Here is a 21,706-nt window from a genome sequence, read left to right as displayed (position 1 = left end):
ATCAATAGCGAAATTTTATACTTTACGAAAGTGGATAAGTAAATGTCAGACATCACAACATCAAAAATACAACGAACTACCAAACCGAAAATTGAAGAGGTTTTACCTTATTATCTTGACGGTGAAATGTTAAATTCTGCATTGGAATTTGTTGCATATCTAAGAACAGAAAAGATGAATCCCGGATGGTCGGTTCATAACGCATGGAGAGCCAACAGCAAAGGCAAACCTCTTTGTTATGTTAGGCTGGGCAAGGATTGGGTAAGAGATACGGAAAATGTGAAATGGGTTATATTTCTTTATTTAGACCATATGGACGAGTATGCGGATAAAATTTTGGATGAAAACTGGCAATACACTATATGGGACGATTTGCATTATTGCAGAAAGCCTAACTGCCCTTATGGGTGCAATCCGGGAATGACGGCGACTATTCTTGGGAAAGAATTTTCTGGATTATGTCCGACAATATACAAGAGAGTAAGTTTTATGAATCCAGATGTAGCGACAATCGAAGTTATAAAAAAGTTATTGCAGTTTGAAAGACAAGCAAGGGCGACAAAATAAGCAAACTCGCCTGCGTTCGCGGTCTGTCAACATAACAGCGAAAGTTTGTATTTTGTGAGGTGTAGCAATGGCGTTTCCAACACATATCGTGGCAGCTGCCGGTTATATCGAAGATAAAAATGGGAATATGCTTCTTGTTAAAACCCACCACAGGGGTTGGGATACACCGGGTGGTCAAATTGAAGTTGGCGAGAACATTGAAGAAGGTGTTTTGCGCGAAATTCTCGAAGAAAGTGGTATAACGGTCACTGTCCGACGCTTAGTAGGAGTGTATTCAAATGTCGGGGAATATGTTTGGCATGATGGTGTTACTCATGTGCCTACAAAAGTGATGCTTGATTTTATTTGTGACTATGTAGACGGACAGCCTACACCATCTGACGAAACAAGTGAGGTCAAATGGGTTCATAAATCAGAAGTAATGCAATATATTACAACACCTGCTATGCAGTTTCGTTTCAAAAAAGTGTTGAGTTTTAACGAAAATATTTGTTATAGCTCTTATGTAACAAAATCAAAGTTTCAAGTTTTATCAGATAGATATATTTAAGTACACAGAATAAGCATTATCAGTAACATAAAATTAGCGAATTTTATGATGTAGCGGCTGATTCTATGAAAGGTTATCTTTGTAGCCAAACACAAAACCGTCTAGCCATGCGCGTTAGGCGGTTTTCCTTGTGCGGAAACTTGATATATTCAGCATAAATTTTCTGATGAAATAAAGCCCCTACCTTCACAGGCGGGGGCTTTTTTATATCAACAGCTCAACGCAGGCGCCAAGCTGTATAGCCCAGTATATGCAAACGTAAGGTGCGATGACCCGAACGCGCTGCCGATTATATCTTGCTATATGGACGAATAAAAACGCAAATTTTTTGAATAAATATACAGAAAGGGGTTGCAATACCAATTAGGCTGTGTTATAATATACCATCGAATGGACGTAAGGGTGGGCTTTGCTCGTCTGAAAGGAGCTGCTATGAAACAAATCAAAAAAGTCGTTTTAGCCTATTCCGGCGGACTGGACACATCTATTATTATCCCGTGGCTGAAAGAAAGTTACGACTGTGAAGTCATTGCCGTGACGGCAGATGTGGGGCAGGGTGCGGAGTTGGATGGCTTAGAGGCTAAGGCGTTGGCGAGCGGTGCAAGTAAATTGTATGTTGAAGACTTGCGGCAGGAGTTTGTCGATGAGTTCGTCATTCCCACACTCAAAGCCGGTGCCGTTTACGAGAATGGCTATTTGCTAGGCACCTCGTTTGCGCGCCCCGTTATGGCGCGACGCATTGCCGAGATTGCCAAGAAAGAGGGCGCGGATGCCATTGCCCACGGTTGTACCGGAAAGGGCAATGATCAAGTGCGCTTTGAATTGACCATCAAGGCATTTGCGCCGAAAATGGCCATTATCGCGCCATGGCGTGAATGGAGCATCAGCTCGCGTGAGGAGGCAATCGATTATGCTGAGGCAAACAATATTCCGTTGCGATTTACTAAAGAAACCAGCTATTCGCGCGATAAAAACCTATGGCATTTGAGCCATGAGGGATTGGATTTGGAAGATCCCGCGCAACAGCCTGATTTCGATTCGCTCTTGCAGCTTGGCGTGTCACCCATGAAAGCTCCCGACGAGCAAGAAACAGTGATAATCGACTTTGAGCAAGGCACACCCACCGCACTCAACGGGCAAAAAATGGATAGTGTGGCATTGCTTGCGAAGCTAAATGCGATTGGCGGGAAAAATGGCGTCGGTATTGTCGATTTAGTGGAAAATCGATTGGTCGGCATGAAGAGCCGCGGTGTGTACGAAACGCCGGGCGGTGCGATTTTGTATCGTGCCCACGCCATTCTAGAAACCATTACGCTAGATAAAGAGACGGCGCGCATTAAGGCGCAGCTGGCGCAGAAATTCGCCGACTTGGTTTATAACGGGCAGTGGTTCACGCCGCTACGTGAGGCATTGAGTGCGTTTGTTAATAATACACAACGCACTGTCACGGGGCAAGTCAAGCTCCTGTTGTATAAAGGAAACGTCATCAATGCCGGCGTAAGTTCGCCACATTCACTGTACAGCGAAGAAATGGCAACGTTTGATGAAAGCAGCTACAACCAAAAGGATGCCGAGGGCTTTATCAACTTGTTTGGGCTGCCGGTTGTGGTGAAGGCGTTGCGGGACGGGATGTAGCAATGGATAAAACGCTTTGTTTGCGTTGTAGTGGAAAGATGTCGTCTATCGGCGATAAAAAATTTCAACTTGGGCAAACGGGCTTTTTTTCGGGGTCATGGTCAAACTTACTGCATGGCTCTATAGAGATGGAAGTTTATGTATGCTCGACATGCAGCAAAGTTGAATTTTATGCAAATATGAGTGATGTGTTTGATGGTGTACCGAAAAAAACATGCCCTACGTGTGCCAAAACGCACGATTTTGACTATCCGAAATGTCCGTTTTGTAAGCACCAGTATTAGGATAGAATATACGATGAGGAAAAATATGCAATACAAAGTCAGAAAAAATCCTCTCTTTTCAGTTTGTGGCTTGAACTGTGGCTTATGTCCGCGCTACCATACGGTTGGGGACTCGCGATGCCCCGGATGCGCGGGTGAGGGGTTTTCCAAAGTGCATTGCTCGTGCAGTATGTTGTCATGTTGCCAGCGCAAGGGATTGGAATACTGCTTTCAGTGTGAGGAATTTCCTTGCAAGAAATATGACGGCGTAGATACGTCTGATTCGTTCATCACACATAAAAACCAATTCCGTGATATGGAAAAGGCGCAGAAAGTCGGCGTTGAAGCTTATGGCGCTGAATTAAATAACAAAGTTGAAATCTTGCAAAACCTGCTTAAACACTACGACGACGGTCGTCGCAAGAGTTTCTATTGCGTAGCAGTCAACTTGCTTGAATTGGCCGATGTCAATGCAGTCATAGCGCAAATTGAACGAGAAGTTGATAAACAGGCTCCTTTGAAAGAAAAAGCCACTGCTGTTGCGCGCCTGCTCCAAGCAATGGCTGATAAGAAGGGAATTGTTTTGCAATTACGGAAGTAATTGCACGTCATCTGCGACTTTATAAAAGCTAAGTGTACAATGAAACTAAAAAACAATAATTGGAGGAAAAAACCATGGACCAACTTATGGAACTCTTGCCGTTTCTTATCCCGCTATTTCTCGTTCAGCTTGCCCTAATGATTGCCGCTGTTGTCCACATTCTCAGACATAATACATATCGGATTGGAAACCGCGTTATGTGGCTTGTGATTTGCCTGTTGGTAAATATCATCGGGCCGATTTTATATTTTGCGATTGGGCGAGGGGATGAGTAGCATGAACGCTTTGGAAATTCAGGGGCTGTCAAAGCGTTTTGGCGTGCGTGATGTGCTGGACGGTGTATCGTTTTCTGTGCCGTCGGGCAGTATCTTTGGTTTTATCGGCGCGAATGGTGCGGGTAAGACGACGACAATGAAAATCATTTTGGGGTTATTGAAAGCAGATGGCGGCAGCGTCAAAGTTTGTGGCGAACAGGTGCGTTTTGGGGCGACGAACACCAATCGACTGATTGGCTATTTGCCCGATGTGCCGGAGTTCTACAATTATATGCGTCCGAAAGAATATTTGAAATTATGCGGTGAGATTGTGGGGTTGGACCGCAAGGCCATTAAAGCCCGTTCGACCGAATTGTTGGAACTGGTTGGATTGTCTGATGCCAATAAGAAAATCGGTGGATTTTCGCGCGGCATGAAGCAACGTCTGGGCATGGCGCAAGCCTTACTCAGTGAGCCGAAACTACTGATTTGCGATGAGCCGACCTCTGCTTTAGACCCAGTGGGTCGCAAAGAGGTGCTGGATATCTTGCAAGCCATTAAAGGCAAAACGACAGTCGTGTTTTCGACGCATATTTTGTCTGATGTCGAGCGGGTGTGCGACCATGTGGCAGTGCTGAATAAAGGTAAAATCGTGCTGGATGTTGCTATTGATGATTTGAAGTTTCAGCGCAAATCTAAGGCTATTACGCTGGAATTTGAGCAGGAAATTGATGCAAGCGAAGTGGTGCGGTTACTGGGAGAACACAATATGTTGCCGGCGCGGGTCGAAACAGCGGAAACGTCAATTGAGAGCCTGTTGTTGGAGGTGTCGCAATGAGGCAGTTTATAGCAATGACAAAAAAAGAGTTCTTTGAGAGCACGGCAACGTTTAGGCTCTATATTTTGCTTGCAGCGTTCTTGATTTTCGGCATGATGAGCCCGTTGATTGCGCATTTGATGCCGACCATTTTAGAAAGTGCGATGGCGGACACAGGCATTACGATGACTTTGCCCGAACCGTCGGCAATGGACGCGTGGACGCAATTTTTTAGTAATATCGGACAGTTGGGCATGCTGGCGCTGGTGATTGTTTTTTGCGGCATTATGTCCAACGAATTGAGCCGCGGTACGCTTACCAATCTGCTGACCAAAGGGTTGAAGCGCCGCACAGTTATCCTCGCTAAATTCCTGAGTGCAAGCTTGCTGTGGACGGTCAGTTATGCGTTATCCTTGGCGGTGTGTATCGGCTATACAGCGTATTTTTGGGAGATTGGCGCGATGCCTCACGCCACCCTTGCTTTCGCCGGCCTGTGGCTGTTCGGTATCTTGATGTTGGCACTGCTCCTCTTCGGCGGCACACTGTTTGGTAATCTGTACGGCAGTTTGTTCAGTTGCCTCGGTGCGGTGATTGTATTAAATCTTATTGGTATCGTGCCAAGCGTAGCGCGATATAACCCTGTAAGTCTTGCTGGTTCGACGCTTTCGTTGTTGAGCGGCGAAAGCCGACCATCGGAATTCATCCCTGCGTTTTTGATTTGCATTGGTTTGATTGTTGTGTTGGTTGCAGGGGCTGTTTTTGTGTTTAATCGGAAAAAGGTGTAGGTGAAGTAGAAAATGTATATTTTGTGAGGTTGCTATGAACACAAAACCAAACCAAACAGCCAAAGTCGCTAAACCTACATTTGATGACTTGCTAATTCCATTATCAGATGCAGAAAGAGCGTATTTTATAGAATTACACGAATACGCCATAGCCAAAGGTATGAAAATTAAAATTGAAAAACCAACCGCAAGCCCGATATATGTTCGATACACTTATAAAAAGTTATACTCTCTTGTGCTGTGCACCAATCCCACCCGCATAAGCATTCCATACGGGTTAAAGGATACTCCCAATAATTTCGAAAGATTTTTAGAGATTGTAGAGGAGCAAGCCGATTCCGATTCGCTTATTGAATATATCCAAGACAACATTGCTATTTGCGATGGTTGTGCCGCCAATGTCGCAAGCCGGGAAAGGGATAAAAAGAAAGGCATTAAGAAAAGTTGCGGTTATTATTGGATAGATATTCGAGGGGTTAAGCGCCTGTCCTGCATTGCCAGCTCAATTAGCAAATATCGCTATGGCAAAGACACTATTTATAACGATAAAGATATTGAAATGTTGAAGCGTTTGATAGATATTCGTATTATGCAAATAGATAATTTACATTGTACCTAATAAGCACTTTTCTACTTAGGAGGAATCCCCATGAGCAAACTTTGGGCAGGCCGCACAGTCGGTGCAACCGACAAAACCGCCAACGATTTTCATTCATCCATTCGCTTTGATGCGCGGCTGTACCGCCAAGATATTCAAGGCAGTATTGCCCACGCAAAAATGTTGGGCAAGCAAGGCATTCTTGCACAAGATGATGTTGAGGCAATCGTCAACGGATTATGTGAGCTGCTTGCCGACATTGAAAATGGCAAAATAGAGTTCTCACCCGATGCCGAGGATATTCACATGAACGTCGAAACGCTGTTAACACAACGTATCGGCGATGCAGGCAAGCGGTTGCACACGGCACGCAGCCGCAACGACCAAGTTGCCACCGACACGCGTAAGTATGTTAAAACGGCGATTGATGAGTTGGATGGGCAGTTGAAGGCATTATTGAGCGCTTTGTGCAATAAGGCAGAACAACATTTGCATACGCTTATGCCGGGTTTTACGCACTTACAGCACGCACAGCCGGTAACATTTGCACACCATTTGATGGCGTATGCCGAGATGTTTCGCCGCGACATCGAACGGTTGCAAGATTGCCGCAAACGTGTTGATGTCTGCCCGCTGGGTTCCGGTGCGATGGCAACTACGACTTATCCCATAGACCGCGTGGCCACGGCGGCGGAACTGGGCTTTGCAAAAATTTCGCAAAACTCGCAAGATGCCGTTAGTGACCGTGATTATTGCATTGAACTTTGCGCGTGCTTGTCAATTGTTATGATGCACTTGTCGCGGTTCTGCGAGGAGATTATTTTGTGGTGCAGCTCCGAATTTAGCTATATCGAGCTTGATGATGCATACAGCACCGGCTCGTCTATCATGCCGCAGAAGAAAAACCCCGACATGGCGGAGTTAATCCGCGGCAAAAGCGGGCGCGTTTACGGCGATTTGATGGCATTGTTAACTATGATGAAAGCCCTGCCGCTGGCCTATAACAAGGATATGCAAGAGGACAAAGAGGCGACTTTTGACGCCATCGACACCACAATGTTGTGCCTGGAAGTCTTTGCGCCGATGTTGGCGACGATGCGCGTCAATGTTGAAGTCATGCGCGCTGCTTGTGACAAAGGTTATATGAACGCTACGGACTGCGCCGATTTCTTGGTTCGCAAGGGTTTACCGTTCCGCGATGCTTATAAAATTGTCGGCGAATTGGTGGCTAAGTGCATTGAGTTAGATGTTACGTTGGATAATTTGCCGTTGGCGGAATATCAAGCGGCTAGTCCGCTATTTGACGAAAGCTTGGTGCAAGCGATTACGCCGGAACAATGCGTTGCCGGGCGGAATGCGCCGGGCGGGCCTGCACCGGAGGCGGTGGAGAGGCATATTAAGGCAGTGCGCGGGGTGTTGTAGGGGCGGGAATTTTATTTTGCGAATAGGAGAACAAAATCATGAAAAGATATTTTGCACTCGTTGTAGCAATGATTTTTCTATTAGTCGCGTGTGGGCAAACCGAGTTTGTTGATTACCATTGTGACATCTGTGGAGCAGACCATCGAAACCTTGAACAAGCACCGGGTAATTCAACACGCAATGCGGCATTTGAGGTGTGGGCATACGATTCAAGTGTTTATTTGCGTATCTACGTAGAAAGCTGTTGGGTAGGTTCAGTTGCACCTCAAGCTAGGTTGCATTTTATTTCTCAATATGATATTGCCGAGTTGTACGCAGCAATTTCCATCGCTGAATCCAACGTGCCGTTTGAAGTAACGCTAGATAATGAAATGATTACCCTAACGACTGATATTTTAGGATTAGAAAAAGTGTATATCACATTAGCCGAGCGGCAATGGTCAACTGGGTTTTCTTATGACATGAGGCGGTACGGCGAATAAGCAATTTCTACAAACAGGAGTACACCATGAAAATTTTTATAGACGGCCGCGAAGGCACAACCGGCTTACAAATTCAACAACGGCTCGAAGCCTTGCAAGGCGAACTGTCGACTTTCGCAGAGTTGCCGCAGGCAACGTCGCGGAACGTCAGAAGTATGGAGTTGATTATCTTAGACGAAGACAAACGCAAAGACGTCAACGCGCGGCGCGAGGCATTGCAAGCGGCGGATGTGGCGTTTCTGTGTTTGCCTGATGTAGCGGCGCGGGAGGCTGTGGCGTTGGCAGAAAATTCCGAACTACTTATCATAGACGCCTCAACGGCACATCGTACAACGCCGGGGTGGGCGTATGGACTTCCCGAACTTTCACCGGCGCACCGTGAAGCCGTGCTGACAAGCAACCGCATTGCTGTGCCGGGGTGCCATGCCAGTGGGTTTTGCGCCTTGATTTATCCGCTGATTGCAAACGGGATTTTGGATAAAAATGCTGCGTTGCAATGTGTTTCGATCACCGGATACACCGGCGGCGGCAAGGCAATGATTGCCGAGTATGAGAATAATCGAGCCACCAATGACAAGCTAAAAGCACCGCGTCCATATGCGCTGGAGTTACAACACAAACATTTGCCGGAAATACAAGCCGTGTGCGGACTCAACGCACCGCCATGGTTTATGCCCGTGTTGGGCGATTTTCCGCAAGGCTTGCTTGTTACCGTGCCACTTACACCTGCACAAATGACAAAGTCGATGGCACTGAACGATGTTCGCAATTTTTACGAAAAATATTACGAATTGGAATCAATTATTGACGTATTTCCTGTCAGTCACGGCGATGATGGCGGACAGCTCGACCCAACTATTATGGCAGGCAATGACGGCATGGAGATTTTGACGTACGGCAATGACCAACACATGATGCTGGCCGCGCGGCTGGATAATCTCGGCAAAGGCGCATCGGGCGCGGCGGTGCAGATTTTGAAAATGAGGATGGGTTTATGAATTTCATCAATGGTGGGATCACTGCTGTCACAGGCTTTCAAACTGCTGGTATTCATGCCGGAATCTATAAAGACTCGAGCAAACTCGACCTTGCACTGATTGTGTCCGACACGCCATGTGTTGCTGCGGCAACGTACACACAAAACGTTGTCAAGGCCGACCCTGTTAAGCTTACCCAAAAGAATCTTGCCAACGGCACAGCACGTGCGATTGTTGTCAATAGCGGCAATGCCAACGCCTGTGCACCCGATGGCATGATGAATGCCACCATGGTCTGCCAAATGACCGCCGAAGTGCTGGGCATTGCACCGGAGGACATTGCGGTAGCGTCGACAGGCGTCATTGGCCAGCGATTGCCGGTTGAAAAAATTGTGGCAGCACTGTCGCCATTGGCGGAAAAATTATCGCCCTACGGCAGCATTGACGCGGCACAGGCCATTATGACGACCGACACAATTCCCAAGCAAAACGCTGTGATCGTGAGTATTGGTGGCAAAAGAGTCACCATCGGCGCGATTGCCAAGGGTGTAGGCATGATGAAACCCAACATGGCGACAATGCTGGCATTTATTGCCACCGATTGCGCCATATCACGGAAAATGCTGCAAAATGCTTTGCGTCATGTGGTGGATAGGACATTTAACTGTGTCAGCGTTGACGGCGACACGTCGACCAATGATATGGTGATACTGCTATCAAATGGCCGCGCCGACAACGCGTGTATTGAAAGCGAAAACGAGGATTACGCGCGGTTTGTCGAAGCCCTGCAAGCCCTGTGCCGCAAGCTGGCGCGCATGATGGCGGCCGATGGGGAGGGTGCGACAAAGCTTATTACGGCAAAGGTAGGCGGCGCGGCGAACGAGCATGATGCTTTGACATTGGCAAAGAGTGTGGTGGATTCATCGTTGGTCAAGGCAGCTATCTTCGGTAGTGATGCCAACTGGGGGCGTGTGTTGTGTGCTATGGGCTACGCGGGCGTGCATTTCGACCAAAATGGCGTGGAAGTTGCTTTTTCAGATGATATACAGACAATCGTTGTGTGTCAAAATGGGAAAGGTTTGAATTTTGATGAGGAGTTGGCACGGAAAATCCTCGAACACGATGACATTGATATTGACATCCAACTCAACGAAGGTGCGGCCTACGGCGAGGCGTATGGGTGCGATTTGACCTATGAGTATGTCAAAATAAATGGGGAGTATAGGAGTTAGAGCTGCCGAACAGCTGCCCGGAAAAAATGGAATGCCTGAAAATTTTCGCGTAATTGCTGCAGGCAATGAAGTTGGAAGTTGTAAAGTCGAAGTTTTGCCGATAAGGCGGCGGCGTGAGGCGTGACTGAAAGGAATCAACTATGACAGAACAAGAAAATCTACGCAGGGCCGAAATTATTAGCGAAGCCCTGCCGTACATTCAGGAATACAAGGACGATATTATCGTCATCAAGTATGGCGGCGCGGCGATGGCGAGCGAGGTATTGAAACGCAATGTTATCAGTGACATTGTGTTGCTGCAACTTGTGGGCATTAAAGTCGTGTTGGTCCATGGCGGCGGGCCGGAAATCAACGAGCATCTCAAAAAAATTGGGAAAGAGCCGAAGTTTGTCAACGGATTGCGTTACACTGACCGGGAAACGATGGATGTTGTGCAAATGGTGCTATGCGGTAAGATTGGCAAGGAGTTGGCGGCATTAATTGCCGGACGTGGCGGGCAGGCGTTGAGTCTGTCGGGCTTAGACGGCGGTATGATGATGGCGAAACAGCTTAACGCCGAACTAGGTTTCGTCGGCGAACTAAATAACATTGATGCACAACCTGTGCTGGATGCAATTGACAAAGGCTATATCCCTGTTATATCAACAGTTGCAGGTGGCGAAAACGGCGAAAGCTATAATATCAACGCCGATATTGCCGCCTCGCGGCTTGCCATTGCGCTCAAAGCCAAGAAGTTAATGCTGCTCACCGATGTGCGCGGTCTCCTGCGCGACCCAAATGACTCGGGCAGCTTAATGCCCGTCGTGCCGTTGCACGAAGTGCCGTTACTAGTTAAGGAGGGCGTGATTTCGGGCGGTATGAAGCCAAAAGTTGATTGTTGCGTGCAAGCCGTGCGCGAGGGCGTAAGCCGTACGCATATTTTGGACGGACGGATGCCGCACGCGATTTTGGTGGAGTTGTTGAGCGATAGCGGCGTTGGGACGATGATTCTGTAGAGGCGAATGCAAGTTGCCCCTACACACAAGGAGATATAATATGTCACATTTAATGAACAACTACGGCGGACGTTTTGATGTCACGTTCGTCAAAGGGGAAGGCTCGCGACTGTACGACAGCAACGGCAAAGACTACATTGACTTTGCGTCCGGCATTGCCGTCAGCTCTGTTGGCCACGCACATCCGAAGTGGGCACAAGCTGTTAGTCAACAAGCCGCAACGCTGGCGCACGTCAGCAATTTGTACGGCACACTTCCGGCGGCCAAACTGGCCGAGAAGTTGACGGCCATCTCCGGCATGGACAAAGCTTTTTTTTGCAATTCGGGCGCAGAGGCGAATGAGGCAGCCATTAAGTTGGCGCGAAAGTATTCGCACGATAAGTACGGCGCAGGACGACATGTGATTGTTACGTTAGAAAACTCTTTCCATGGGCGCACGATGGCGGCATTGTCGGCAACGGGGCAGCCGAAATTTCATCAACATTTTATGCCGTTTGTTGAGGGTTTTGTACATATTCCCGCCAACGATATGCAAGCATTGGAAGGGTTGCAAGACAATGCATGCGCCATTTTAGTCGAGCCAATCCAAGGTGAAGGTGGTATTTTGCCGTTGCAGCCGGAATACTGGAAAACATTGCGCCAATTGTGCGACAAAAACGATTGGTTGCTGATTGCCGATGAGGTGCAATGCGGCATCGGGCGAACGGGTGAGTGGTTTGCTTGTCAAGCTTTGGGTGCAATGCCGGACGTAATTACATTTGCCAAAGGTGTGGCGGGCGGGTTGCCGCTGGGCGGCATTTTGGCCAATGAAAAATGTAGTGATGTATTGTCGCCCGGCACGCACGGCACAACGTTTGGTGGCAATCCTATTTGTGCGGTGGCGGCGTTGGCGACATTAGAGATTATTGAGGCAGAATTGCCGAATATTCCGGAAAAGGCGCAAATATTACGAAAAGCATTGATAAGTATGCCATTCGCCGGAAAGTTGCATGGCACTGGGCTTATGATTGGCATGACTATCGGATCTGACGTGCGAAAATTGGTCGAAAATTGCCTGAAAAACGGCGTAGTGACCTTGACGAGCGGAACTGACCAGTTGCGATTGTTGCCGCCATTGACAATTAGGCAAGATGAATTGACACAAGGCATAGAAAGATTACAGAAAGGCTGGAAAATACTATGAAACACTTATTGAAACTACTCGACATTACCCCCGCCGAGATTGAGACAATTCTCAATCTCGGTGATCAGATGAAATACAATCACAAGCACGGATTGCCACACAAAACACTGCAGGGCAAGACATTGGGGATGATTTTCACCAAGTCATCGACGCGCACGCGGGTGTCGTTTGAAGCGGGCATGTTCCATCTGGGCGGTCACGCCTTGTTTCTGAGCGGCAATGAGTTGCAGCTTGGGCGCGGCGAGCCGATTGAGCATACGGCGCAGGTATTGAGTCGTTACGTTGACGGCATTATGATTCGTACGTATAAGCACAATGATGTGGAAGAGTTGGCACAGCATGCGTCTGTTCCTGTGATCAACGGGCTAACCGATGTGTGGCATCCCTGTCAAGTGCTGGCCGATTTGATGACCATTCGCGAGCGGCTGCATACGTTGGATAAACTGAAAATTTGCTTCATTGGTGATGGTGCCGATAACGTTTGCAATTCGCTAATTGTCGGCGCATTGAAGTGCAATATGGAGGTAGCGGTGGCGTCACCTAAGAATTATAAGCCGCACCCGTTAGTGATGGATTTTGTGCAAGATAACTCTAAATTTATGCTGACCGAAAGCCCAAAAGAAGCGGCAGACGGTGCTGATGTTGTGGTCACAGATGTATGGACGAGCATGGGACAGGAAGATGAGGCGGCATTACGGCGGCGAGCGTTTGCCGACTATCAAGTTAATGCAAAATTAATGCAATATGCCAAGCCGAATGCGTTGGTGTTGCACTGCTTGCCCGCGCATTGCGGCGAGGAGATTGACCAAGAGACGTTTGACGCGCATGCGAGCGAGATTTATGACGAGGCAGAGAACCGTATGCACGTGCAGAAGGCTGTTATGACGTTGCTGATGGGGGAGCAATAGAGACATGAACCAACGCACGACACGTACCGAGCTGACAGCCGAATTTTTAGGCTCAATGTCTTTGGTCATGGCGGCGGTGGCGTCCATGATTTTCTTTGTTTATGTGCTGGACAGTCACAAGAGCATCGCGCTTCTCGCCAATGCCATTGCTGTTGCCTTTGTGTTGATGGCACTTATTGAAATGTTTAGTGCGATTTCCGGCGCACACTTTAACCCGGTTGTGACAATCATTATGACATTGGACAAGCGGATTGGCGCGAAGAAAGCCGTTTTCTTTATTTTGGCTCAAATGGCGGGCGGCCTAGCTGGCACAGCCGTGACGCACTTGATGTTTTGGGATGAAGTTGGTGTTGTCTTTGCCGTTTCGCAAAATGTGCGTAGTCACGCATATTTTGGAGAAGTCATCGGCACATTTATTTTAATTCTCGCGATTTTAATGTTGATCAAAGCGAAATCGACGCATATCCCCATGATGGTTGCTTTTTTGGTTGGCGGACAGTTGATAGCGACATCTTCGACTATGTTTGCCAATCCGCAAGTCACCATTGCGCGGATGTTGACCGCAACAACTTCGGGGATAAGGCCGACAGACGCGCTTGTCTTTATTGCCATGCAAGTCATTGGTGCGGTACTGGCATATGCGGTATATCAGTTTGCGTTTGCCAAAGAAAAGGAGAGTTGAGATGAAAAAAGTAGGTTTTATCTGCGTTCACAACTCTTGCCGCAGCCAAATGGCCGAGGCGCTGGGTAAACATTTGGCGAGTGACGTGTTTGAAAGCTACAGCGCAGGCACGTACAAAAAGGATAACATCAATCCCGATGCCGTGCGGCTTGTTAAGCAGGAATACGGCATTGATATGGCGTCAACACAACGCCCGAAATTACTGGCCGACATTCCCTCGCTCGATGTGGTGATTACGATGGGCTGTAATGTCGATTGTCCGCTGTTGCCTTGTAAACATCGTGAAGATTGGGGACTGGACGATCCCACAGGGCAGAGTGACGCGGTGTTTTTGGAAACGATGGCGGAGATTGTGCGGCGGGTGGAAGATTTGGCACGGCGGATCGCCGGTGGAGAAGCGTGAAATGACTCAAGAATAACTATGCGCTTCAAATCCAAGTGGCTGGTATCTTGGTTGACGGGTAGAGATTGGTCACTTCCGGGCGACCGTGTTGAAGCGGGAAGGGCGGCTGGACGATGTAATTATCAGAGAGTTATATGGGATTGAAAGAGAATATAGGGCTATAACGGTCGGTAAATTACCGCCCGTTTTTTTTTCATGAATTGCTTCTACGGCAGTGTGCCCATATACTCAACTACCGCGTCACCCAACCGTGCCACAGTATCAATGTCGCAAACAGTATCACGCCCGCTGTGAATACGTGGCAAATACAAGGATCCAAATTTTGATTTCCTGGCAAACGCTAACATGACCCCGCGCGGGAAGCATAAATGGTCGCTAGGAAAGGTGAGAAAACTCTTCTTTTGTGTGACGTTGAAGCCTTGGTCTTGCAAGTGTATGCCGAGCGCCTGCCAGATGTTATGTTTCGTTTTGGCGGTAAGCAAGACTGTATCACCGTTGCCAATGCAGTCGAGGTTGATAACGGGCGCGTTGGCGGAGCAATTTTGCTTGTACCGACATTTGGCAAAAGCACGCGCACCGAACAGGCCCCATTCTTCGTTGTCGAACAGCACAAAAGCGACTTTGCTTTTGAGTTTAGGGTCACGTGCCACCTGCGCCGCAATGTGGAAAACGCCCAGCAGGCCGCTGCCGTTGTCGTTGTGATTATGCTTGTTTGCCAGGTTGAGACACACTATGGTCGGAATAGCTAACACAACGTTGAGGAGAAGAAATGAGAGCAGGCCGGACAGCCCCAGCACTTGGGAAAAAAAGAGGTTGAGCAGTAGCGCAAGAGGAAAGCCGGAAATCAGGCCGATAATCGGCATAATGGCCATGCTCCAAGCCTGCCCTACGAGTGGGGCTGCTAAGACAAAAAAACCGCTACGCGGCGGCGTGTCGTAATGAGCGGTAATGAAAATTTCGGCATCGGTGCGCTCCGGCGGCCAAACGATGAAGTTTTCGCCGCCCAAGCCTTTGTTCTTTTGGATGACAATATCGGCATTACCATAGCCAAATTTTCGGAATTCTTCGCCGCAATGCACTAAGAATGCTTGTTTTGCCTTGCGTCGAAATCGAGTGGGGAATTGGTTAAAAAAAGTCTCTGCCAAAGTATATAAATCGTGCATATATGCTCCTGTGTAGGGCGCGTTATCTCCAACGCGCCATTGTATTTGTTACGGTAATTTTGCCAAACAAAACATTCGCTTGGGGCCGCCACCCTGAAAGTCATGCCACAACACAGTGAAACCCAACTGCTGCAACATTTTTTCAATGTCATTCGGGGCAATCATCAATTGCCGGTGTGTACAGTTAAATTTGCGCCACTGCTCTCCCAAACGTTTGAATACCGTAAAATCGTAATGGCAATGTGCGCCGTCAATGCGGCACTCCCACGCCGTGAAACAATCTTGGTTTTGGTTGATAAACGCCTGTCCGTCAATGTTGTCAAAGTGCTGTGGGGCAAGCATATCAAAAAGAAGTATGCCCTGCGGGTTAAGAAATAATTTTACGCGTGACAGTGCTTGCTCGACAGCTCGCAAATCAGGAAAATGATTAAAACCGTCCAAACAGCAAACGGCGGCATCGACGGTGCCGTATAAGTCGAGTTCTTCAAGCGGCTGCATGAGCCATAATGTGTCCAACTCGCGCTCGTAGGCACGTGACAACATATCGGCATTGGCATCTACACCGATGGTGTCGTATCCGCGCCGGACAAGTTCTGCCGTCAACGCGCCCGTACCACACGCCAAATCCACGACTGATGTTATCTCGTGTCCGGCAGTCAAATGCACAAAAACATCGCTCCACGCCGCGTAATCGAAGTGGGACATAAGTTCATCGTAATGCTCAGCTAAAATATCGTATAATTCCATGTAACAAGTATAGCGCAAAATGCATAACATGGCAAGGGGTGAAGTCATGAATTTACCGTCATCGGACAACAAGCGCATTGCCAAATACTACGCCAAACTTGGGCATTACTTGGAAAAAATAGGTGATGCAAGTGTCACGCACAAGCAAACGTTTGATGGCGAACATTTTGTATCATATGTGCTAGACTTTCACTACGGCAATGGGCGATATCACGGTGAAGTTCGCACCGCCGACACATGGGATAGGAAAAACGGGTGGCAAGTGCCATTATATAGGCTGTTTAAGCGTAAACGCGGCATAAAGCGCAGAATTATCAAGGCGTTGCAGGCTCAATTAAATGCCGATAAAGCCGTCAAAAAACGATTGGAGCACTGCATTGATGAAGAGAAATTCTATCTTTCCGATGATGGGTTGCACGTATTCACGGCGGATAATCATGATTTTATGTTGCCATATGAAACATTACACAATCTCGTAACGCCGCTCTCAACTCTCCAAACGACACCCTGCGACTGAAAGGAGCAAAATCATGCCAACCATTTTTGTACACAACACAAACAATAATATTATCGAACGACTTTGGCGCGGGCTGAACGATCCGATGCCATATAGCATGGGGCGTACGCTGTCGGTGCGTGAATTCCGCGCCAACAGTTGCTCTAATTTTATTTGGACAACGCGGCAGACAATGGAAGCTTGGAATAATTTGCGCGCGGCGTTTAACACGCCCATTCGTGTTGGGGCGGCGTTTCGGCGCATTTGGGAGGGGCGGCATGCTGCGCAGTCGCAGCATTACGCGGGCACAGCCCTTGATATCGGGCAAGGTATGACGCAAGCGCAACGCAATCGTATTCATGCGCTGGCCATGCAGTCGCGGGCATGGGGTCACGTTGACCCATTGTGGCAAACGCCGACATGGGTGCACGTTGACAGGCGGTTCGGCGTGCCGGCATGCGCGGGCGGCGCGGGTTATCCGACAGTACGGCAAGGCAGCCGCGGCGTGTATGTTCTTGTCTTGCAAGATGCTTTAACGACGTTGGGTTTTACCGGCAGTGCCTTAGATGGTGTCTTTGGACCGCGTACCGACGGTATGGTACGGGAATTTCAGCGGCAATTTGGGCTGGTTGCCGACGGTATTGTGGGCTGCAACACTTGGCGGGCGGTGACAATGCGGACTGTGGGCATTGGACAAAGGGCGACGACGTTGCATCGGTGTTAAACAAATGGGCGCATAAAACAGTATAGATTGTTTTTTTCAACTCGTTTATTGGAAAGACATTTGTGCCCAAATATTCGCGTCAAGGGCCTGTAACCACTTGTCAAGGACTTTTTTATACAAACGCCAAAATCCCACAAAATAGGGCTTGCCTATCCTGCGGGATTTATTGTTCAGAATGTGCCTATTCACGGCGTGGGTCGGGGGTTAAGCGTTAGTGGTGGAAATGCTTATACTCCGCGCTCCAAGCAATATAACTCTGCCGCACCCCTGTCAATTGCCCCAAACATATTCGGCTCGTCAAGCAACGCTCTCAGTTCTTTTGGCGTCACCCATTGAATGTCTACTGTTTTATCACCGTTTTCAAGCGGAGTGCCAATCGCTTCGCACTTAAAATGCACCCCTACCGATTTTCCACGCTCTCCTTCAAGCTCACCAGACTTAAAAGTCCAACCTTGTTTTCCGAAATAAACCGAATATGGCATAAATGTTTCTACATCGTTTGTATCGCTATGATGTTCTACCCCGTAGATTTTTGTCACCGTCAACCCTACTTCTTCCATCACTTCACGCTTCAACGTGTCTATGATGGATTCACCCCATTCGTTACAACCTCCAGGAAACTCAAAGTGCTTTGGAATACCTGTTCTGAAACATCGTTGGACTAAAACCATTTCATTGTCATTTTCGTTTTTGATTATAATGGCTCTTGCGTTATAGAAAATCATGCCGACACCTCTGATAATATAAACTTCACGCGCCGATGGGTGCGTGTGTGCGTAGTATACCGAATGTTTCTACCCATGACATGGGTATATCACAACGGCGGGGCAATGTCTACCTCTTTTTGCTCATTGGCGGTTGAAAATCCCGCCAAAGTGTGGTACAATATGCTTGTATTCTGTATGATTGAATTTTGCACACAGCGTGTGCAAAACTGAAAGTTGGGGATAAATGATGAACCATGAGCTAACAACGCTACACGGCAACACCTACGGCAAAGTCCGCGAAACGCTGTTGACTGCTAAAAATAAAGTCTATGCCGCTGTCAATTTTGCAATGGTTGAGGCATATTGGGAAATAGGCAAAGAAATAGCTGAGGCTATTGGCGAGCGCGCCGAATATGGCAAAGGGTTATTGACTTATTTGTCCAAAGAATTAACCGCTGAATTTGGGTCGGGGTTTACTGTTCGCAATTTGCAAGCCATGCGCCCATTTTCTCAATCGTTAATTAGATGTCCCATGCCATATAGCCCCGGCGGTTTCTCTGCAATGAAATTCGCTGCGCTTACCGCCCCTACTGCGAAAATCTCACGGCTTGCCGCGCTGTGGCGGATTTCGATGACCTCATCATGCCCGGCGAAAACCACATCATGATCGCCGACAATTGTGCCGCCGCGGACTGCGTGCAGGCCGATTTCATTGTGCGGTCGGGTTTGGCGTGTTTGCGAGCGGTCGTACTGCGGGTGCGGTTGGTAGGGAAGGGCTTTGGCGATGCTGTTATAAATGCTCAATGCTGTGCCGCTGGGCGAGTCCAGCTTGTTGCGGTGATGACGCTCGACAATCTCTACGTCAAATTGTCCGCCCAGTACAGCGGCCGCTTTCTCAGCCAAATCCATCAATAAATTCGCGCCCAACGACATATTTGCCGACTGAAATACCGGAATTGACTGCGCGGCCTCGTGAATTTTCTTCAATGCTGCTTCGTCATAACCTGTCACGGCAAGCACAACAGGTAACTTGCGTTCCAAGCAATATGCCAGCACTTTGTCCACATTATCAACGTGCGAAAAATCAATGACGACATCGATTACACCGTCAAAATCGGATAAATTGGCGTATACGGGATAATCGCTGCCTTGTGCTGCAGTAACATCGACACCCGCCGCAATATGGGCATTGTCACGCACAGAAACAACGCGACTCACGGCTTGTCCCATGCGTCCGTTGCAACCTGATAATAGAATATTCAACATATGTTTATCTCCCCACGGAGCGGGCGCCGTGGGGCCCCTCTTTGATTTTAGCGGCGGGCATATCATTGCATGACATGCAACTTAAGCTCCAACTATATCAATTTGCTGTCTACAGAAGACCAAAGCCGCACTTACCTAATTGCTTCGCAATTAACACTAGATTAGCCACCGAAAGATTATACCAAATCATAGCCTGCTAACACGAGTCGCAATATCGCAACTTGCTCGTCATACATATCGCATAGCGGCATGCGCAAAGGCCCAACGTTCCAACCCATCAGACTTAACGCTGTCTTGACCGGGATGGGGTTGACTTCAACAAACAGCGCGTCAAATAATGCTTGATGTGCCATCGCCATCGCCCGTGCCTCGGAGAATTTCCCTTCAAAGCATAGACGGCATAAGTCGCTCATCATACGCGGCGCAACATTGGCCGTGGTGCTGACTACGCCTTGGCCGCCCATGGAAAGAATAGGCAACGTGTTGTCGTCATTGCCCGACCAAATGTGCAAATTGTTGCCGCATAGTGCGCGTGTTCGCGAAATTAAAGTAAAGTCGCCGCTTGCCTCTTTGACCCCGTTGATGTTGGGATGCTTACTTAATATTTTATATGTATCGGGCTGAAAACCCATGCCGGCACGATAGGGGATATTGTAAAGCATGATGGGAATATTTACTGCGTCAGCAATGGTTTCAAAATGCTTGACAAGCCCGCGCTGACTGGTTTTGTTGTAGTATGGCGTCACAACCAACAGACCGTCGGCGCCCAGCTTTTGCGCCGATTGGCTCATATGCAACGCGTCATTGGTGTCGTTGCTGCCCGTGCCGGCAACGACAGGCATGCGTTTTGCCGTGTGTTTGACAGCAAACTCAACGGCCGACAAATGCTCGGGAATGCTCAATGTAGACGCTTCGCCCGTTGTACCGCAAACGATGATGGCATTTGTGCCGTTGTCGATGTGCCAATCAATCAACTGTCCAAATAATTTGAAGTTGATACAATCGCCCTCAAACGGCGTAACAATGGCAACGCCCGAGCCTGTAAATATTGGTGTTTTCATAACTCTACTCTCCACTCTTTACAAACCGCTTTGCGGCTTCGTGGCAATATACCCCTGTTCCGCCAGCAGCTCTGCCATCAATACCGCACCGCCAGCTGCGCCACGCAAGGTGTTGTGCGACAGCCCGATAAACTTATAGTCAAAGACCGGATCATCGCGCAAACGACCGACGCTGATTGCCATACCATTTTCCAAATCGCGGTGCGTCGCCACTTGCAACACGTCATCTTCTTCGAAATAATGAATGAGTTGCCGCGGCGCTGAGGGCAAGCCTAAAATTTGCGGATAGCCTTTGGTATCTTGCCAACGGGCAATCATCTCTTCGCGTGATGGTTTTTCTTGGAATTTTACACTTACAGCTGCCAAATGTCCGTCACTGACCGGCACGCGTACGCATTGCGCCGTAACAATCGGGCGTTTAGCGTTGACAATTCTGCCGTCTTGCACTTCACCAAAAATTTTCAGCGGCTCCTTCTCGCTTTTTTCCTCTTCGCCACCGATAAAGGGGATCATATTGTCAACCATTTCCGGCCAGGTGTCAAACGTCTTGCCTGCGCCGCTGATGGCCTGATATGTACAAACCGAAACGGCAATGGGCTGATAATCACGCAATGGGAAAAGTAACGGCACATAGCTTTGAATCGAACAGTTGGATTTGACGGCGATAAAGCCGGTTCTCGTACCCAAACGCACGCGTTGTGCGTCAATGACTTTAGCGTGGTCGGCATTGAGTTCGGGAATCAGCATCGGCACATCGTCGAATCCGCGTGTCGCGCTGTTATTGCTGATGACGCCAATGCCTGCCGCTGCGTATTTTTCTTCGAGAAGCCGTGTCGATTCTTTATCCATATCCACTGCGCAGAAGACAAAGTCAACTTCTCCGACAATAAAGTCGAAGTCGGCGCTTGCGTCACGGACGGGCATATCGCAAAATCGTGCCGGAATGGCTGTTGGCATCACCCAACGACCGTCGGTAGCGGCTTGATAAGTTTGCCCCGCGCTACGGCTGCTCGCGGCAAGTGTAGTAACGTTGAACCATGGATGTTCGGCAAGCAGCAGCAACAGCCGCTGCCCGACCATGCCAGTTGCGCCCAAGATACCAACGCGATAGCGCGTGCCGCCAACATCATATATATTCATGTGATTTGTCCTCCATGTGTTTATAAATGTAAAATAAATAGTACAGGA

The 21,706-nt window shown here is 48.4% G+C and carries 25 protein-coding genes and 1 pseudogene; 20 read left to right on the top strand and 6 right to left on the bottom strand.

Translation table 11 applies throughout. The features are described 5' to 3' along the window. Window positions 1-42: 42 nt before the first annotated feature. The 17 genes from FWE06_00890 to FWE06_00810 all read left to right on the top strand — a co-directional run bounded on the left by FWE06_00890 (window position 43) and on the right by FWE06_00810 (window position 14,354). A complete protein-coding gene (locus tag FWE06_00890; protein ID MCL2545736.1) occupies window positions 43-567 on the top strand; it encodes a hypothetical protein in 525 nt (174 codons plus the stop codon). Window positions 568-634: 67 nt separating this feature from the next. Further along, on the top strand, window positions 635-1,117 hold the full coding sequence (locus tag FWE06_00885; GenBank protein MCL2545735.1) for an NUDIX hydrolase: 483 nt from the start codon (window positions 635-637) through the stop codon (window positions 1,115-1,117). A gap of 432 nt (window positions 1,118-1,549) precedes the next feature. Then, window positions 1,550-2,752 carry an argininosuccinate synthase gene (locus FWE06_00880; GenBank protein ID MCL2545734.1) on the top strand — a complete coding sequence of 401 codons (1,203 nt, stop codon included), beginning with the start codon at window positions 1,550-1,552 and terminating at the stop codon, window positions 2,750-2,752. A gap of 309 nt (window positions 2,753-3,061) precedes the next feature. Next, entirely contained in the window at window positions 3,062-3,616 is a 555-nt protein-coding gene (locus FWE06_00875) for a DUF3795 domain-containing protein (GenBank protein MCL2545733.1), read from the top strand. A gap of 74 nt (window positions 3,617-3,690) precedes the next feature. Further along, complete coding sequence (locus tag FWE06_00870; GenBank protein MCL2545732.1) at window positions 3,691-3,891, top strand: PLD nuclease N-terminal domain-containing protein; 201 nt, start codon at window positions 3,691-3,693, stop codon at window positions 3,889-3,891. Window position 3,892: 1 nt separating this feature from the next. Beyond that, window positions 3,893-4,708 carry an ABC transporter ATP-binding protein gene (locus tag FWE06_00865; protein MCL2545731.1) on the top strand — a complete coding sequence of 272 codons (816 nt, stop codon included), beginning with the start codon at window positions 3,893-3,895 and terminating at the stop codon, window positions 4,706-4,708. Next, window positions 4,705-5,472, top strand: coding sequence for an ABC transporter permease (locus FWE06_00860; GenBank protein ID MCL2545730.1), 768 nt, complete (start codon window positions 4,705-4,707; stop codon window positions 5,470-5,472). The genes FWE06_00865 and FWE06_00860 overlap by 4 nt, the downstream gene beginning before the upstream one ends. Before the next feature lie 34 nt (window positions 5,473-5,506). Next, window positions 5,507-6,091 carry a hypothetical protein gene (locus tag FWE06_00855; GenBank protein MCL2545729.1) on the top strand — a complete coding sequence of 195 codons (585 nt, stop codon included), beginning with the start codon at window positions 5,507-5,509 and terminating at the stop codon, window positions 6,089-6,091. 30 nt (window positions 6,092-6,121) lie between these two features. After that, the gene (argH, locus tag FWE06_00850; protein MCL2545728.1) at window positions 6,122-7,492 is read left to right on the top strand and encodes an argininosuccinate lyase; all 1,371 of its coding nucleotides are present in this window, start codon (window positions 6,122-6,124) and stop codon (window positions 7,490-7,492) included. A 38-nt stretch (window positions 7,493-7,530) separates the two neighbouring features. Continuing rightward, complete coding sequence (locus tag FWE06_00845) at window positions 7,531-7,974, top strand: hypothetical protein (GenBank protein ID MCL2545727.1); 444 nt, start codon at window positions 7,531-7,533, stop codon at window positions 7,972-7,974. A gap of 26 nt (window positions 7,975-8,000) precedes the next feature. Continuing rightward, a complete protein-coding gene (gene argC, locus FWE06_00840; protein MCL2545726.1) occupies window positions 8,001-8,972 on the top strand; it encodes an N-acetyl-gamma-glutamyl-phosphate reductase in 972 nt (323 codons plus the stop codon). Further along, window positions 8,969-10,183 carry a bifunctional ornithine acetyltransferase/N-acetylglutamate synthase gene (argJ, locus tag FWE06_00835; protein ID MCL2545725.1) on the top strand — a complete coding sequence of 405 codons (1,215 nt, stop codon included), beginning with the start codon at window positions 8,969-8,971 and terminating at the stop codon, window positions 10,181-10,183. Before argC ends, argJ begins: the two co-directional genes overlap by 4 nt. A gap of 140 nt (window positions 10,184-10,323) precedes the next feature. After that, a complete protein-coding gene (argB, locus tag FWE06_00830; GenBank protein ID MCL2545724.1) occupies window positions 10,324-11,178 on the top strand; it encodes an acetylglutamate kinase in 855 nt (284 codons plus the stop codon). Window positions 11,179-11,218: 40 nt separating this feature from the next. Beyond that, on the top strand, window positions 11,219-12,361 hold the full coding sequence (locus FWE06_00825) for an aspartate aminotransferase family protein (GenBank protein ID MCL2545723.1): 1,143 nt from the start codon (window positions 11,219-11,221) through the stop codon (window positions 12,359-12,361). Continuing rightward, window positions 12,358-13,269 carry an ornithine carbamoyltransferase gene (gene argF / locus FWE06_00820; GenBank protein ID MCL2545722.1) on the top strand — a complete coding sequence of 304 codons (912 nt, stop codon included), beginning with the start codon at window positions 12,358-12,360 and terminating at the stop codon, window positions 13,267-13,269. The genes FWE06_00825 and argF overlap by 4 nt, the downstream gene beginning before the upstream one ends. A gap of 4 nt (window positions 13,270-13,273) precedes the next feature. Further along, window positions 13,274-13,951, top strand: coding sequence for an aquaporin (locus tag FWE06_00815; protein MCL2545721.1), 678 nt, complete (start codon window positions 13,274-13,276; stop codon window positions 13,949-13,951). A gap of 1 nt (window position 13,952) precedes the next feature. Then, entirely contained in the window at window positions 13,953-14,354 is a 402-nt protein-coding gene (locus FWE06_00810; GenBank protein ID MCL2545720.1) for an arsenate reductase ArsC, read from the top strand. Window positions 14,355-14,560: 206 nt separating this feature from the next. Here FWE06_00810 and FWE06_00805 read toward each other — a convergent pair whose 3' ends face one another. Next, entirely contained in the window at window positions 14,561-15,517 is a 957-nt protein-coding gene (locus FWE06_00805) for a M28 family metallopeptidase (GenBank protein ID MCL2545719.1), read from the bottom strand. A gap of 48 nt (window positions 15,518-15,565) precedes the next feature. Then, window positions 15,566-16,312, bottom strand: a complete 747-nt coding sequence (locus FWE06_00800) for a class I SAM-dependent methyltransferase (GenBank protein MCL2545718.1) — start codon at window positions 16,310-16,312, stop codon at window positions 15,566-15,568. Here FWE06_00800 and FWE06_00795 point away from each other — a divergent pair. Beyond that, window positions 16,311-16,781 carry a hypothetical protein gene (locus tag FWE06_00795; protein MCL2545717.1) on the top strand — a complete coding sequence of 157 codons (471 nt, stop codon included), beginning with the start codon at window positions 16,311-16,313 and terminating at the stop codon, window positions 16,779-16,781. The two genes, FWE06_00800 and FWE06_00795, sit on opposite strands and share 2 nt — an antisense overlap. A 13-nt stretch (window positions 16,782-16,794) precedes the next feature. After that, on the top strand, window positions 16,795-17,484 hold the full coding sequence (locus tag FWE06_00790; protein ID MCL2545716.1) for a peptidoglycan-binding protein: 690 nt from the start codon (window positions 16,795-16,797) through the stop codon (window positions 17,482-17,484). Window positions 17,485-17,711: 227 nt separating this feature from the next. Here FWE06_00790 and FWE06_00785 read toward each other — a convergent pair whose 3' ends face one another. After that, a complete protein-coding gene (locus tag FWE06_00785) occupies window positions 17,712-18,209 on the bottom strand; it encodes an NUDIX hydrolase (GenBank protein MCL2545715.1) in 498 nt (165 codons plus the stop codon). Between the two features lie 331 nt (window positions 18,210-18,540). Here FWE06_00785 and FWE06_00780 point away from each other — a divergent pair. Next, window positions 18,541-18,645, top strand: a pseudogene (locus FWE06_00780) (DUF1016 domain-containing protein). Between the two features lie 56 nt (window positions 18,646-18,701). On the opposite strand, the gene dapB reads toward FWE06_00780, so the two are convergent. The 3 genes from dapB to asd form a co-directional block, all read right to left on the bottom strand. Then, the gene (dapB, locus tag FWE06_00775) at window positions 18,702-19,457 is read right to left on the bottom strand and encodes a 4-hydroxy-tetrahydrodipicolinate reductase (GenBank protein MCL2545714.1); all 756 of its coding nucleotides are present in this window, start codon (window positions 19,455-19,457) and stop codon (window positions 18,702-18,704) included. A gap of 176 nt (window positions 19,458-19,633) precedes the next feature. Beyond that, on the bottom strand, window positions 19,634-20,518 hold the full coding sequence (dapA, locus tag FWE06_00770) for a 4-hydroxy-tetrahydrodipicolinate synthase (protein MCL2545713.1): 885 nt from the start codon (window positions 20,516-20,518) through the stop codon (window positions 19,634-19,636). An 18-nt stretch (window positions 20,519-20,536) separates the two neighbouring features. Beyond that, window positions 20,537-21,658 (bottom strand): aspartate-semialdehyde dehydrogenase, encoded by a 1,122-nt coding sequence (gene asd, locus FWE06_00765; GenBank protein ID MCL2545712.1) that lies wholly within the window; start codon window positions 21,656-21,658, stop codon window positions 20,537-20,539. Between the last annotated feature and the right edge of the window lie 48 nt (window positions 21,659-21,706).

Source organism: Oscillospiraceae bacterium (genome assembly GCA_009780275.1).
Lineage (GTDB): Bacteria > Bacillota > Clostridia > Oscillospirales > UBA929 > WRAI01.
This window is presented reverse-complemented; position numbering and strand designations above follow the sequence as displayed.

Excerpts from the sequence above, each read along its gene's own strand:
- FWE06_00790 (MCL2545716.1), top strand. The coding sequence starts at position 16,795 with ATGCCAACCATTTTTGTACACAACACAAACAATAATATTATCGAACGA.
- argC (MCL2545726.1), top strand. The coding sequence starts at position 8,001 with ATGAAAATTTTTATAGACGGCCGCGAAGGCACAACCGGCTTACAAATT.
- FWE06_00810 (MCL2545720.1), top strand. The coding sequence starts at position 13,953 with ATGAAAAAAGTAGGTTTTATCTGCGTTCACAACTCTTGCCGCAGCCAA.
- argF (MCL2545722.1), top strand. The coding sequence starts at position 12,358 with ATGAAACACTTATTGAAACTACTCGACATTACCCCCGCCGAGATTGAG.
- FWE06_00865 (MCL2545731.1), top strand. The coding sequence starts at position 3,893 with ATGAACGCTTTGGAAATTCAGGGGCTGTCAAAGCGTTTTGGCGTGCGT.
- FWE06_00860 (MCL2545730.1), top strand. The coding sequence starts at position 4,705 with ATGAGGCAGTTTATAGCAATGACAAAAAAAGAGTTCTTTGAGAGCACG.
- FWE06_00800 (MCL2545718.1), bottom strand. The coding sequence starts at position 16,312 with ATGACTTCACCCCTTGCCATGTTATGCATTTTGCGCTATACTTGTTAC.
- argH (MCL2545728.1), top strand. The coding sequence starts at position 6,122 with ATGAGCAAACTTTGGGCAGGCCGCACAGTCGGTGCAACCGACAAAACC.
- FWE06_00815 (MCL2545721.1), top strand. The coding sequence starts at position 13,274 with ATGAACCAACGCACGACACGTACCGAGCTGACAGCCGAATTTTTAGGC.
- FWE06_00875 (MCL2545733.1), top strand. The coding sequence starts at position 3,062 with ATGCAATACAAAGTCAGAAAAAATCCTCTCTTTTCAGTTTGTGGCTTG.
- FWE06_00845 (MCL2545727.1), top strand. The coding sequence starts at position 7,531 with ATGAAAAGATATTTTGCACTCGTTGTAGCAATGATTTTTCTATTAGTC.
- FWE06_00870 (MCL2545732.1), top strand. The coding sequence starts at position 3,691 with ATGGACCAACTTATGGAACTCTTGCCGTTTCTTATCCCGCTATTTCTC.
- FWE06_00825 (MCL2545723.1), top strand. The coding sequence starts at position 11,219 with ATGTCACATTTAATGAACAACTACGGCGGACGTTTTGATGTCACGTTC.
- argB (MCL2545724.1), top strand. The coding sequence starts at position 10,324 with ATGACAGAACAAGAAAATCTACGCAGGGCCGAAATTATTAGCGAAGCC.
- argJ (MCL2545725.1), top strand. The coding sequence starts at position 8,969 with ATGAATTTCATCAATGGTGGGATCACTGCTGTCACAGGCTTTCAAACT.
- FWE06_00805 (MCL2545719.1), bottom strand. The coding sequence starts at position 15,517 with ATGCACGATTTATATACTTTGGCAGAGACTTTTTTTAACCAATTCCCC.
- FWE06_00890 (MCL2545736.1), top strand. The coding sequence starts at position 43 with ATGTCAGACATCACAACATCAAAAATACAACGAACTACCAAACCGAAA.
- dapB (MCL2545714.1), bottom strand. The coding sequence starts at position 19,457 with ATGTTGAATATTCTATTATCAGGTTGCAACGGACGCATGGGACAAGCC.
- FWE06_00795 (MCL2545717.1), top strand. The coding sequence starts at position 16,311 with ATGAATTTACCGTCATCGGACAACAAGCGCATTGCCAAATACTACGCC.
- FWE06_00785 (MCL2545715.1), bottom strand. The coding sequence starts at position 18,209 with ATGATTTTCTATAACGCAAGAGCCATTATAATCAAAAACGAAAATGAC.
- FWE06_00880 (MCL2545734.1), top strand. The coding sequence starts at position 1,550 with ATGAAACAAATCAAAAAAGTCGTTTTAGCCTATTCCGGCGGACTGGAC.
- dapA (MCL2545713.1), bottom strand. The coding sequence starts at position 20,518 with ATGAAAACACCAATATTTACAGGCTCGGGCGTTGCCATTGTTACGCCG.
- FWE06_00885 (MCL2545735.1), top strand. The coding sequence starts at position 635 with ATGGCGTTTCCAACACATATCGTGGCAGCTGCCGGTTATATCGAAGAT.
- FWE06_00855 (MCL2545729.1), top strand. The coding sequence starts at position 5,507 with ATGAACACAAAACCAAACCAAACAGCCAAAGTCGCTAAACCTACATTT.
- asd (MCL2545712.1), bottom strand. The coding sequence starts at position 21,658 with ATGAATATATATGATGTTGGCGGCACGCGCTATCGCGTTGGTATCTTG.